The sequence below is a fragment of the Paenibacillus sp. J22P218 genome (assembly GCF_056269195.1).
Genome location: NZ_JBWDNL010000002.1, coordinates 800,762 through 813,682 on the forward strand (window position 1 = coordinate 800,762; position 12,921 = coordinate 813,682).

15 protein-coding genes and 1 riboswitch are annotated in these 12,921 nt (G+C 50.4%); all 15 genes read left to right on the forward strand.

The features are described 5' to 3' along the window. Positions 1-62: 62 nt before the first annotated feature. The 15 genes from lysA (at position 63) to AC0YN0_RS12565 (ending at position 12,918) form a co-directional block, all read left to right on the forward strand. Positions 63-1,394 carry a diaminopimelate decarboxylase gene (lysA, locus tag AC0YN0_RS12495; RefSeq protein WP_475821524.1) on the forward strand — a complete coding sequence of 444 codons (1,332 nt, stop codon included), beginning with the start codon at positions 63-65 and terminating at the stop codon, positions 1,392-1,394. 55 nt (positions 1,395-1,449) lie between these two features. After that, positions 1,450-1,881 (forward strand): peptidylprolyl isomerase, encoded by a 432-nt coding sequence (locus tag AC0YN0_RS12500; protein WP_475821525.1) that lies wholly within the window; start codon positions 1,450-1,452, stop codon positions 1,879-1,881. Between the two features lie 167 nt (positions 1,882-2,048). After that, positions 2,049-2,259, forward strand: a riboswitch (FMN riboswitch). Positions 2,260-2,545: 286 nt separating this feature from the next. Beyond that, on the forward strand, positions 2,546-3,658 hold the full coding sequence (ribD, locus tag AC0YN0_RS12505; protein WP_475821526.1) for a bifunctional diaminohydroxyphosphoribosylaminopyrimidine deaminase/5-amino-6-(5-phosphoribosylamino)uracil reductase RibD: 1,113 nt from the start codon (positions 2,546-2,548) through the stop codon (positions 3,656-3,658). A 39-nt stretch (positions 3,659-3,697) separates the two neighbouring features. Then, positions 3,698-4,357 carry a riboflavin synthase gene (gene ribE, locus AC0YN0_RS12510; RefSeq protein ID WP_442050434.1) on the forward strand — a complete coding sequence of 220 codons (660 nt, stop codon included), beginning with the start codon at positions 3,698-3,700 and terminating at the stop codon, positions 4,355-4,357. Positions 4,358-4,420: 63 nt separating this feature from the next. Beyond that, entirely contained in the window at positions 4,421-5,665 is a 1,245-nt protein-coding gene (locus AC0YN0_RS12515) for a bifunctional 3,4-dihydroxy-2-butanone-4-phosphate synthase/GTP cyclohydrolase II (protein ID WP_475821527.1), read from the forward strand. Between the two features lie 58 nt (positions 5,666-5,723). Then, the gene (gene ribH / locus AC0YN0_RS12520; protein ID WP_337101733.1) at positions 5,724-6,194 is read left to right on the forward strand and encodes a 6,7-dimethyl-8-ribityllumazine synthase; all 471 of its coding nucleotides are present in this window, start codon (positions 5,724-5,726) and stop codon (positions 6,192-6,194) included. 34 nt (positions 6,195-6,228) lie between these two features. Next, complete coding sequence (locus AC0YN0_RS12525) at positions 6,229-7,008, forward strand: segregation and condensation protein A (protein WP_337101735.1); 780 nt, start codon at positions 6,229-6,231, stop codon at positions 7,006-7,008. Continuing rightward, positions 6,977-7,579, forward strand: coding sequence for an SMC-Scp complex subunit ScpB (gene scpB, locus AC0YN0_RS12530; RefSeq protein WP_337101736.1), 603 nt, complete (start codon positions 6,977-6,979; stop codon positions 7,577-7,579). Before AC0YN0_RS12525 ends, scpB begins: the two co-directional genes overlap by 32 nt. A 58-nt stretch (positions 7,580-7,637) precedes the next feature. Continuing rightward, a complete protein-coding gene (locus AC0YN0_RS12535; RefSeq protein ID WP_475821528.1) occupies positions 7,638-8,345 on the forward strand; it encodes a DUF2953 domain-containing protein in 708 nt (235 codons plus the stop codon). 181 nt (positions 8,346-8,526) lie between these two features. Then, positions 8,527-9,012: a GerW family sporulation protein gene (gene ytfJ, locus AC0YN0_RS12540; RefSeq protein WP_475821529.1), complete on the forward strand. Its 486-nt coding sequence runs from the start codon at positions 8,527-8,529 to the stop codon at positions 9,010-9,012. Positions 9,013-9,222: 210 nt separating this feature from the next. Next, complete coding sequence (locus AC0YN0_RS12545) at positions 9,223-10,248, forward strand: D-alanyl-D-alanine carboxypeptidase family protein (RefSeq protein WP_475821898.1); 1,026 nt, start codon at positions 9,223-9,225, stop codon at positions 10,246-10,248. 41 nt (positions 10,249-10,289) lie between these two features. Next, positions 10,290-10,964, forward strand: a complete 675-nt coding sequence (locus tag AC0YN0_RS12550) for a nucleoside recognition domain-containing protein (RefSeq protein ID WP_442050428.1) — start codon at positions 10,290-10,292, stop codon at positions 10,962-10,964. Positions 10,965-10,989: 25 nt separating this feature from the next. Beyond that, positions 10,990-11,493: a spore maturation protein gene (locus AC0YN0_RS12555; RefSeq protein ID WP_442050463.1), complete on the forward strand. Its 504-nt coding sequence runs from the start codon at positions 10,990-10,992 to the stop codon at positions 11,491-11,493. Between the two features lie 54 nt (positions 11,494-11,547). Then, positions 11,548-12,291: a pseudouridine synthase gene (locus AC0YN0_RS12560; RefSeq protein ID WP_442050427.1), complete on the forward strand. Its 744-nt coding sequence runs from the start codon at positions 11,548-11,550 to the stop codon at positions 12,289-12,291. 96 nt (positions 12,292-12,387) lie between these two features. Beyond that, entirely contained in the window at positions 12,388-12,918 is a 531-nt protein-coding gene (locus AC0YN0_RS12565) for a redoxin domain-containing protein (RefSeq protein ID WP_442050426.1), read from the forward strand. Positions 12,919-12,921 lie beyond the last annotated feature (3 nt).

Consider the following 12,921-nt stretch of genomic DNA (forward strand, 5'->3'; position numbering starts at 1 on the left):
GTTGCTATAGATGCAAATTAACCGTCTATCTGCTTGCAGATAGAGAAAGTCGAGGGGAAACTATGTACTTGCATGGAACTAGCAATATTAACACGAATGGTCATCTAGAAATTGGCGGTTGCGACGTAACCGATCTTGCTAATAAATTCGGCACACCGCTTTATATCGTGGACGAAGCACTCGTTCGCCAACGCGCTAAGGAATATGTTGAAGCGTTCAAAGCTTCCGGCTTGAAGTTTCAAGTCGCTTATGCGAGCAAAGCGTTCAGCGTAATGGCGATGTGCGCTATCGTTGAACAAGAAGGATTGTCGCTTGACGTTGTTTCTGACGGCGAGCTGTATACGGCTCTGCAAGCAGGCTTCCCGGTGGAGCGCATTCACTTCCACGGCAACAACAAGACGCATGAAGAGATCAACATGGCGCTTGACGCTGGCATCGGCTGCTTCGTAGTCGACAACTTTATCGAATTGCACACTCTGAACGCACTGGCTGCGGACAAAGGCAAAACCGTAAACATTTTGCTTCGCATTACGCCGGGCGTTGAAGCGCATACGCATGACTACATCTCGACAGGCCAACAAGATTCGAAGTTCGGTTTCGACCTTGGCAACGGCGCTGCGAAGCAAGCGATTGAGCAAGCGATCGCATTGCCGAACCTTGAAGTGCTGGGCGTTCATTCCCACATCGGTTCGCAGATTTTCGAAGTTGAAGGCTTCCGCATGGCGGTAGACAAAGTAGCAGATTTTGCTGTAGCGATTCGTTCTGAGCTTGGCCTTACGTTCAAAGTGATTAATCTTGGCGGCGGCTTCGGTATCCGCTACGTGGAAGGCGATACACCGCTTCCGATCAGCGAATACGTAGGCGCGATTACAGGCGCTATCAAAGCCAAGTTCACCGAAGCGGAATTCCCGCTGCCTGAGATCTGGGTTGAGCCGGGCCGCAGCATGGTTGGCGACGCAGGCACTACGCTTTATACGGTAGGCACGAGCAAGCACATTCCGGGCGTTCGCAAATATATCGCTGTAGACGGCGGTATGACGGACAACCCTCGCCCAGCGCTGTACCAGTCGCAATACGAAGCGATCTTGGCGAACCGTGCTAACGATGCGAAAGAAGAGACGGTTTCGATTGCAGGCAAATGCTGCGAGAGCGGCGACATGCTGATCTGGGATCTAGAGCTTCCTAAGGCAGAGAGCGGCGATCTGCTTGCTGTATTCTGCACAGGCGCATACAACTATGCGATGGCAAGCAACTACAACCGTATCCGTCGTCCGGCAGTCGTATTCGTGAAAGACGGCGAGGCTGACCTTGCCGTTAAGCGCGAATCTCTCGAAAATATTGTATGCAATGACGTGATTCCGGCAAGACTGCAAAAATCAGCGCTTGCGAAATAAGCTTGAAATTGGTAACGTTATAGTATTCTGTTGAAAAAGAGAGGTAGATGCAGCAATGGCTAAACAAGCAAAAATCACACTAGCAAGCGGCGGAGAAGTCCACTTGGATTTGTTCGACCAAGATGCTCCCAATACAGTAGCAAACTTCGAGAAGCTTGCAAACGACGGGTTCTATAACGGTCTTACGTTCCACCGCGTTATCCCTGGCTTCGTCGCGCAAGGCGGATGCCCCAACGGTACTGGCGCAGGCGGCCCAGGCTACAATATCAACTGTGAAATCAACCCGAACAAGCATGAGCGCGGTACGCTCGCTATGGCCCATGCCGGCCGTAATACAGGCGGCAGCCAGTTCTATATCTGCTACCAGCCGCAGCCGCATCTTGACGGCGGTCACACGGTATTCGGCAAAGTAACGAAAGGCATGGAGTTTGTTGACGCGCTTAAAGGCGGAGACAAAATGGAGAAAGTCGAAGTAACGGCTTCTTAATAACCGCCCGTTAGAAGTTCCGCCGTATTTCTCATCGAATGAGAGGTACGGCGGTTTTATTTCCAAGCAAATTAGACGGATATCTTGCTTTTTTATTAAGCTAGTGGTAATATTTCTTCAGTGTATAAAGGACTTCACTATTCACTAATCATAAATTATTTTATGCAGCTTTCCTTCGGGGCAGGGTGAAATTCCCAACCGGCGGTGATCGAGCGGCGAAGGCAGGAGCGGACAACCGCAGGCCTGTCGCAGCTCGTTAGTCCGTGACCCGGTTCGGATTGAATGGTTAACGCGATAACGCATTAGCATTCGATACGAAGCGGTGGACCTGGTGTAAATCCGGGACCGACAGTATAGTCTGGATGGGAGAAGGAGATGCTTGCGACAGCTACGTCATTCATGCTTATTAGTTTGTGCTATCTTTCACAAGCTAGATAGGTTTGTTTCTTTAGCGTTAGTACCGACCGTTAGCCGCTGCATAGGCGGTTTATTATGAACGGGATTTCTGCAAGCTTATTTCATTCCATCGTTTTTAGGTGATGGATGTCATTGGCGTTGTTTGAATCATCTCGCTCTTGTTACGGTTTTGTCGCAATGGCTATCTTCATTCATCTATCATCACCCCCGGGGCGTTAAGTATGCCGATGGGGGTGTTTTTGCGTTCATGGACGTATTGAATGATGAATATTATATGCAGCTCGCGCTAACAATGGCGGCCAAAGCATCAGGTCAGACGGGTATTAATCCGGTTGTCGGCTGTGTCGTCGTCAAGGAAGGACGAATTATCGGTATCGGCACGCATTTGAAGCGGGGTACGGGCCATGCGGAAGTACACGCTCTCCAAATGGCTGGCGAAGAAGCGGAAGGCGCTACGGTTTACGTAACGCTGGAGCCATGCAGCCACTTCGGCAAGACGCCGCCATGCTGCGAACGTATCATCGATGCGAAGGCGGCAAGAGTCGTTGTTGCAAGCGGTGATCCGAATCCGCAGGTTGCAGGCAGAGGCATCTCTCGGCTTCGCGAAGCGGGAATTGAAGTAACGGTAGGTTTGCTTGAGGCTGATTCACAGCTTATGAATGAAAAGTTTAATAAATACATTACGTCGAAGCTGCCGTTCGTCACTCTTAAGACGGCGAGCACGCTGGATGGCAAGATCGCCTCGAAGTCAGGCGATAGCCGCTGGGTAACGGGAGCTGTTGCACGCGAGCAGGTACATACGCTCCGCCATCAGCATGAAGCGATTATGGTCGGTATCGGAACGGTATTGGCTGACGATCCTTCATTGACGACACGTGCTACCGTACCTGCGATTCACCCAACCCGAATTATCGTCGATTCTTCCCTGCGTCTTCCGCTTGAAGCGAAAGTCGTTACGGATCGATCGGTGCGAACGATCGTCCTGACTACGGAGCAAGCGGATGCTGACAAGCGACAAGCGCTAGCGGCTGCAGGCGTCGAGGTCGTTGCTTGCGGCGAAGGCAGTAAAGTCGACCTTCGCGAGGCGATGAAGAAGCTCGGCGAGCTGGAGATTGGTTCGATCCTGCTGGAGGGCGGCGGTGCTCTGAACGGCGCAATGCTGGAAGCGGGTCTCATCGATAAAATTATTTTGTATTATGCGGCTAAGATTATTGGCGGAGCTGCTTCGCCTGGAACGTTCACGTTCGAAGGCTTCGAGAAAATGGCGGATGCGATTGAACTGGAGCGCGTATCCGTAGAGATGGCGGGAGAGGACATCTGCGTATCCGGCTATCCTGTATATCCAAGTTCATTGGGTTAACGAACGCTCAGCTCAGGTGGAATAGAGGGGAGGGCTACGATGTTCACTGGACTCATTGAAGAGGTAGGTAAGCTGAAAGGTGTTAAGAAGCAAGGCGAAGCGATGCGGTTATCCATTGGTGCTGCACGCGTTCTAGAAGGTGTACGGATTGGAGACAGCATTTCGGTTAACGGCGTATGCTTGACCGTTACCGATTACGACGGCGGCTCTTTCGCTGCCGATGTTATGCCTGAGACATTCAGACGCTCTACGCTGCATGCGCTGCGTTCCGGAGAGGCTGTAAACCTGGAGCGGGCGATGCAAGCCGGCGCGCGCTTCGGCGGTCATATCGTGCAAGGTCATATTGACGGCACTGGCCAAATCATAGGGCGTGAAACCGATGCGAATGCGGTCGTATTTCGTATTAAGCTGGATGACCCGTCATCGCTGCGATACGTGATTCCGAAAGGCTCGATTACGATTGACGGCATTAGCTTAACGGTCGTAGACACATCGGCCCAGACATTCGCGGTATCGATCATCCCGCATACGCTTGGCGAAACGGCACTGCTGAACAAGAAGCCGGGAGAATCGGTTAATATCGAATGCGATGTCATTGGCAAATACGTCGATCACCTGCTGCACTTTAAGCAGCCGGAGAGCGAGGCACCGAAGTCAAAGCTATCGACGGCGTTTCTGATGGAGAACGGTTTTCTGTAAAAGATGAATTATACGAAATAAGATTGTTCTTATAGATTGGATACCACCGGGGAGGGAAGCAGGATGACAAACCGTAATGCAAATTCGAATCCGTTCGATACAATAGAAGCAGCACTGGAAGATTTGAAGCTGGGCAAAGCAATCATCGTTGTTGACGACGAGGATCGTGAGAATGAAGGCGACTTAATCGCCTTGGCCGATATGGCGACGCCGGAAGTCATTAACTTCATGATTACGGAAGCTCGCGGCTTGGTGTGCGTTCCGATTACGCCGGAGCGGGCTGAGGAACTAGAACTGCCGCCGATGGTAACGCATAACACCGATTACCACGGAACGGCTTTCACGGTGTCTGTCGACCACGCTTCGACGACGACGGGCATCTCGGCATATGAACGCTCGCTCTCTGTCAGAGCGCTTATCGATCCGGCGGCGAAGGCGGCGGACTTCCGCCGTCCCGGACATATTTTCCCGCTCATCGCGAAGCCGGGCGGCGTCCTCCGCAGAGCTGGTCATACCGAGGCAGCCATTGATTTGGCGGTTCTGTGCGGCTCGAAGCCTGCCGGCGTCATCTGCGAAGTCATCAATGAAGACGGTACGATGGCTCGGCTGCCGGACTTGAAGATCTTCAAAGAGAAACATGGGCTTAAGCTCATTACGATTCAAGAGCTTATTCGATATCGGAATGAGAAGGAGAAGCTTGTTGAGCGAATCGTTGACGTGCAAATGCCAACCGACTTCGGTATTTTCCGCGCTATCGCCTATACGAACATCATGGATAGCAAGGAGCATGTTGCGCTTGTGAAAGGCGAGCTCGATACAACTCAGCCCATTCTGGTGCGGGTACATTCCGAGTGCTTGACCGGCGACGTGTTCCACTCCCACCGCTGCGATTGCGGACCTCAGCTTGATGCGGCGCTTCGTCAGATCGACGAGGCCGGAAGCGGAGTACTGCTCTATATGCGTCAAGAGGGCAGAGGCATCGGCCTCATTAATAAACTGAAGGCTTATGCGCTTCAAGAAGAAGGGCTCGATACGGTTGATGCGAATATAAAGCTTGGGTTTCCTGCCGATTTGCGAGATTATGGTATAGGCGCGCAAATATTGAAGGATCTTGGCATCTCCAAGCTGAAGCTGCTGACGAACAATCCGCGTAAGATCAAAGGGCTCGAAGGCTACGGCATCGAGGTCGTCGAACGCGTTCCCATTCAGATGGAAGCTAATCAAAGCAACAGCAAATATTTGCGAACGAAGAAAACGAAGTTAGGCCATATGCTCAAGTTCGAAGAGCAGGAGCCGCAGCAGTCGTAATAGCAGTTAGCAGCCAAAAAAATATAATAACTACTCAGGATGAGAGGATGATGGTAAAATGGCACGTATATATGAAGGACATTTAGTATCGGAAGGTTTAAAATATGGGGTTGTTGTCGGACGGTTCAACGAATTTATTTCCAGCAAATTGCTTGGCGGCGCGCTTGATGCATTCAAACGCCACGGCGCAGCGGAAGATGATGTTGAAATCGCATGGGTGCCTGGCGCATTCGAGATTCCGCTGATCGCTCAGAAGATGGCTGAAAGCGGCAAGTATGATGCGGTAATTACGCTTGGCGCCGTTATCCGCGGATCAACGCCTCACTTTGACTTTGTATGCAATGAAGCAGCCAAAGGCGTTGCGGCAATCGCGCTCAAAACAGGCGTGCCTACGATCTTCGGCGTGTTGACGGTCGATTCGATCGAGCAAGCGATTGAGCGTGCAGGCACGAAAGCCGGCAACAAAGGTTATGAAGCGGCTGCCAGCGCGATCGAAATGGCTAATTTGACGAAACAGCTGCAGGGATAATACCCCGAGAGCTGCAACGCGGGAGGAAATACGAGTGTCGGTGCTTTACAAGCTGGATTCTTTTGAAGGGCCTCTTGACCTGTTGCTCCATCTGATCGACAAAGCGGAGATTGATATCCATGAAGTGTCGATCAGCGAGATTACGGATCAATATATGGAGTATCTGCATGCGATGAAGGAACTGGAGCTTGAGGTTACGAGCGAGTTTCTGGTCATGGCTGCAACCCTTCTGGCGATAAAAAGCAAGCAACTGCTGCCTAAGCCTCCGGTGTTCGAGGAGGAATATGACGAGTGGCAGGATGACGGCCTTGATCCTCGTGATGAGCTCATTCAGAAGCTCGTTGAATATCGTAAGTTTAAGCAAATAGCCGAGCAGCTGCGGGAGAAGGAATTCGAACGCAGCCTCGTCTATTCTCGTGAGCCGGATGATTTGACCCCTTATATGAAAGAAGAGAAGGTCAATCCCGTTGAAGGCTTGCACGTGTCCGATCTTGTTGCCGCCTTCCAGAAAGCACTGCGCAGGGCAGCAAGAAGGAACGTCATCTCAACGATCCAGCGCGATGAAATATCGGTTAAGGATCGGATTCGAGATATTGTCGAGGTGCTGAAGCAATACGAAACGGTCCGTTTCTCGAAGCTTATACGCGAGAATATGGACAAGCACGAAGTAGTTGTCACCTTTCTAGCGATACTGGAGCTCATGAAGATGAAGCATATTCGCTGCTTCCAGCATCAGCTGTTCGACGACATCGTCATACATTGGAGAGGAGAATCTTCGCAAGATGGATTATCCGAAATTGAAGTCGATTATTGAGGGCCTTCTGTTCATGGCCGGAGATGAAGGCTTAACGAAGAAGCAGCTCGCCGACATTTTGGAGATCGATTCGGATTTGTCTTCCGATCTGGTCTACGACTTGCAGCGGGATTTGGAACGCGAGATGCGAGGCGTTCAGATAGCCGAAGTAGCCAGCTCTTACCGACTGACTACGCATCCTGAGCATGCGCCTTACTTTGAACGAATGGCTTATTCGCCATCACGTTCGCAATTATCGCAAGCTGCTTTGGAGACGTTATCGATCGTCGCTTACCGCCAGCCGATTACAAGAATCGATATCGAGGAGATTCGCGGCGTGAAGACCGATCGGGCGATCAGCTCCCTTGTATCAAAGGATTTGATCGAAGAGGTAGGAAGAGCCGAAGCGATTGGAAGACCTATATTATACGGAACGACGAAATTATTTTTAGAATACTTCGGCTTGCCATCAATCAAGGAATTACCTGAACCAGGACATGTCAGTGTCGACGATGCGCTTGAGGAAACGACGCAGTTGCTGTTCGAGCGCCTAGACGGCAGACAAATGACGATTGATGAAATAAAAGAATGAGATTTGACCGCCGGGTCATACTATATTCAACCATAAGTAGGGAAATGGAGGAAGCATAATGCCCCTTTATCCTTTTGGTTGGATGACGGCGGCCGGTCTCTTTTTTTTGTTCATTTTTTCGATTGTAATCGCATCTCCCGTTAAAGTTAGCGGACATTTTGCGAAGTCGGGAAATAATGACGACGCCGAAATTGCAATCAAAGCGTTGTTCGGCTTATATCGTTACCGCTTGAAAGTGCCGGTTATCAAGTATTTGGGCGCTTCTGTCCAATTAAAGGAGCAGGTGTCATCAACGAATACGGGGATTAACACTTGGAAGCAATTCAATGAAGAGATCAATGCCGACGATGTTGCTCGTACGATGGATCGTTTCAAGGAGATCCTGGAGATGACACGGAACTTGACCGGCTGGGCGAGGCAGACGTTGACGAAGGTAAAGATGACTGAATGGACATGGAACACTTCCGTTGGAACAGGCGATGCGATGTGGACGGCGATGACGACGGGTTTCGTATGGTCGGTTAAAACGAGTCTGATCGGCGTTCTCTCTCAGATGGTCAAGCTCCAAGCCGACCCGCAGATGACCGTGACGCCGATTTATCAGCGACCTTACTTTTCGACGGATTGGTCGTGCAGCGCCAAGATGAGCTTTGGCAGCGCGGTACTGGCCGGGATGAAGTTGTTCTTCCGAATGCGGAAGAGAAGGCGAAAAGAAGGCGGCGGCGGGAGTCCTTGGACGTGGCAAAAACAGCTGTTCAAAGTGTAGTTTAGAACATCTTTGCGGGGGGCTCAGCTCATACATAGTCCAGAGCTGTACTGTGCACAATACAAGAAGCGTAGGCAAGTTCTTATTCATATCGCAATGAAAGTATGCTTTCGGAGCAAGTTTTGCTGTGATGACTCTGCAATGAAGCGTCTTTTCACAAAACTTTTGAGGAGGAGTTACAATGGCTGAGCATCCTATTCAAGGATTAATGCAAACCGCAATGGAAAACATCAAGGAAATGGTCGACGTCAACACGATCGTCGGCGATCCTGTACAAACCCCGGACGGCAGCATTATTATGCCGATCTCCAAAGTTGGCTTCGGTTTCGTTGCAGGCGGCAGCGACATCCGGCTCGATGGATCCGACCATACGAGCGGATCGCAAAACGATGCGCATCAGGCTTCCGTATCGCTTCCGTTCGGCGGCGGCAGCGGCGGCGGCGTGTCGATTACGCCTATTGCCTTCCTTGTTGTAGGTACCCATGGCGTGAAGATCGTGCCGCTGGATAATCAAACGCATCTAATGGAGCGTGTCATTGACGCTGCGCCTCATGTATTCGATAAAGTGCAGTCGATGATTAAGCAGCCTATGCAGCAATCCAATTATGTCGATCCCGTGTCTACCGTTATTACGGGTAATCTGGACGCAAATGATCACCTCTTGTAAGCTAATCGCTTGAGAGAGGCAATCCAACATGTAAAGCTGCCCGCAAGGGCAGTTTTTCATTTTTTCATTTTAGTTGCGACAAGCTCGTCTACACGAATATGTACAGGCATATAATGAACGACAGACTATTGCAGCGAGAGGAGCATCATTGGAATGAATGGTTTTAAGCGGTATAGAATCGCTATAGCTTCCATGCTCTTATTAGGAGTAATGACGTTGGCGATTCAACAGACAGCAGATGCGAAACCAAAGCCGATCGGTACGAATGCAAGAGCGGCCGCGTTAATTGATGTCAGCTCTGGCAGAGTCCTATATAGCACCAATGGCGATCAATCGATGAGAATTGCAAGCTTGACGAAGATCATGACTGCAATCGTGGCCATAGACCACGGTAAGCTGGGCGATAAGGTGAAAACACCAAAGAGGGCGGTTGGCAAGGAGGGATCATCGATCTACCTCCAATTAGGCGAAGAAATGACGCTTGAAAACATGCTGTATGGTCTTATGCTTCGCTCCGGCAATGATGCGGCAACCGCGATCGCCGAGCATGTAGGAGGTTCAGAAGAGGGCTTCGTCCACCTGATGAACGAGAAGGCGCGTTTTCTTAATCTGAAGCATTCGCAATTCAAAAATCCGCACGGTCTTGATGAAGAGGGGCATTATTCTTCAGCTAATGATCTTGCCGTATTGACTGCTTATGCGCTCAAAAATAAAACATTTGCCCGAATCGTTGGCACGAGAGAAAAAAAAGTACCCAATCCGCACGAGAAATGGGACTACACTTGGCCGAACAAAAATAAAATGCTAGCCATGTACGAAGGTGCGGACGGTGTCAAAACAGGCTATACCAAAAAGTCGCTTCGCTGCCTCGTTAGCTCAGCTACTAGGAATGGCCAGCAGCTTGCCGCAGTAACCATTAATGACAGCGATGACTGGAATGACCACAAACAAATGCTTGACTGGGGCTTCGCTAACTATCCGCTTCAGAAGCTTGCCAGCAAGGGGCAATCGATCGCCGGTTATCCATATGCGCTTGGCCAAGGATTCAGTTATCCACTTGAGCTGGACGAGCAGGATTCCATTCATACAAGTCTGGTTCTAACTCCGCCAAACTCAACGAGTTATGCGCTTGGCGAACGCGGGTCGCTCCAATGGTTTCTGAAAGGAGAGAAGATCGGTTCGACCCCTGTTTATGATGCGGGAAGCAATCGATTAAGGGATATCGTGAATAAGTAATTGTTTCATATAAAGCATAAAACCGAGGGGAGACGGTTTATATGGTGAATTGGATATGGTTGTTTTTTATCGCGGCTAGCGTAGCGGTAGCCGCGATAAACGGCAACATGGACGCGGTAACGCAAGCAGCTTTCGAAGGGGCAAAGTCGGGCGTGACCGTAAGCTTCGGCCTCATAAGCATTATGGTATTCTGGCTTGGAATGATGCGAATAGCAGAGGATGCAGGCTTGCTTAAGACAATGGCTCGCATGCTTGGACCTCTCGTACGCAAACTGTTCCCGGACATTCCTCATAACCATCCGGCAATTGGATACATTATGAGCAATCTAAGCGCAAATTTATTCGGACTTGGCAATGCGGCAACGCCAATGGGGATTAAGGCTATGCAGGAGCTTCAGAAGCTGAATCCCGATCCATCGACGGCAACGCCTGCAATGTGTACGTTGCTTGCGCTTAATACGTCCAGCATTACGATCGTGCCGACGACACTTATTGCGATTCGAATGAATTATGGCTCGGCTAATCCTGCTGAAATTATCGGTACGACGTTAGCTGCAACTTTCGTTGCCACGTCAGCGGCAATTGTTGCCGACCGATGGTATAGAAGAAAGTCCCCTCCTATGACCCCACCACAGTTAAACCTGAACAAGCAGCCGCAAAATCAACAGCAATCATTGTCAAAACCTTCTGCTGGCGGGGGTGAGACGCTTGTATGAATTATTCACCAATCTATCCGCATGGATGATTCCTGCCATCATCGTATTCATCCCTCTCTATGCGGCGTTAAGACGCAAGGTGCCCGTCTATGAAACGTTCGTCGAAGGGGCGAAGGACGGGTTCGGTACAGCGATTAATATTATTCCGCATCTCGTCGGAATGATGGTTGCGATCAGCATGTTCCGCGCATCGGGCGCGATGGAGCTGATGTTGTCTGCCGTAAGGCCGCTATTCGACTGGCTCGGTATCCCAAGCGAGGTGCTTCCGCTAGGCATCTTGCGTCCTCTTACGGGCGCAGGATCGCTTGCGTTTACCGCTGACCTTATTCAGACCTATGGACCGGATTCGATGATCGGAAGAATTGCTTCAACGATTCAAGGCAGCACCGATACGACTCTTTATGTGCTGACCGTCTACTTCGGAGCTATCGGCATCCGCAGAACGAAATATGCGTTAAAAGTAGGTCTTTTCTCCGATTTGGTCGGTTTTTTGGCGGCGATATTCATTTGCTTGTACATATTCGGCTAACACAGCTTGTACTTTGTTCTCCTAATCGGTATGATGGAGGATGAGGTGAAAGCATTGGAACGTTTACAGAAAATATTAGCGCAAGCGGGTGTCGCATCCCGTCGCAAATGCGAGGAAATGATAATGGCCGGCATGGTTGAGGTGAACGGCGAGAAAGTAACGACGCTCGGCGTCAAAGCGGATCCAGCCGTTGATGCCATTACGGTGAACGGCAAGCCGATCAAAGGCGAGAAGAAAATTTACGTCATGCTTAATAAGTCGAAGGGCGTCATATCGAGCGCCAAGGATCCGCAAGGCCGCAAGGTCGTCGGTGACTTCTTGCCCGGTATTAAAGAGAGGGTATACCCTGTCGGACGTTTGGACTACGATACAGAAGGACTGCTTCTGCTTACGAACGACGGTGAGTTCGCCAATATGCTTACGCATCCGAGCCATCACGTCCCGAAGACGTATCACGCGACGGTCAAAGGCGTACCGCATGGCAGCGCGCTTGAGAAGCTTCAGAAGGGCATTATGCTAGAGGACGGGATGACGGCGCCCGCTGAGGTTGAATATCATGACGTCGATACGGAAAATAATGAAGCCAAAATATCGATTACGATATACGAGGGCCGCAACCGTCAGGTTCGCAGAATGTTCGAGGCAATCGGCCATAAAGTCGTCCGTCTGAAACGTATTAAATTCGGCGATCTTTATCTGCAGGATCTTGGCCGCGGCAAATACAGACATCTAACTCCCAAAGAGATTGACAGCCTGCTCGCTGAGGCTCGCAAGACACATAAAGTTCATAAAAAGTAAACGACGGCGGCAGTTATTGCCGTCGACTTTTCGTTATAATGGTACTAAAGTAGTCATTCATTCAGCAGAGATAGAAGCAGGTGGTGAGGCAAGCTAATGGGAAAATCTCGCAAAACGGTCCAAATCATCATATTGGCTGCCGTACTTATTATAGGCGGTTATGCGATCGGATCGACGTTGTTCGCGTCAGATTCGGAAGGTCCGCTAAAGGCAGGCAGCGAGCCGCCTTCATTCACATTGGCCAATCTGGACGGCGGTACAACGGCATTGTCGGATTATAAGGGAAAAGCGGTTGTCGTTAACTTTTGGGGCACTTTCTGTCCGCCATGCGTGAAAGAAATGCCAGAGTTCGAGCGGCAATACGCCAAGTGGAAAGACCAAGGCCTCGTTATTCTGGCCATTAATTTAAGCGAAGACACTTTGACCGTGAACAACTTTGTTCGCCAATTCGATTTGAACTATCCGATTCTGCGCGACGTCAGCCGCAAGACGGAACGCAGCTACGGGCTGCGCTCCTACCCGACGACCTTCTTCATCGGACCGGACGGTAAAATAATGGAGATTAAAGTAGGCGGCATGACGGAGCAAGAGATTGACGATCGGATTGAACGTTTGCTTCAGCTCTAGGAG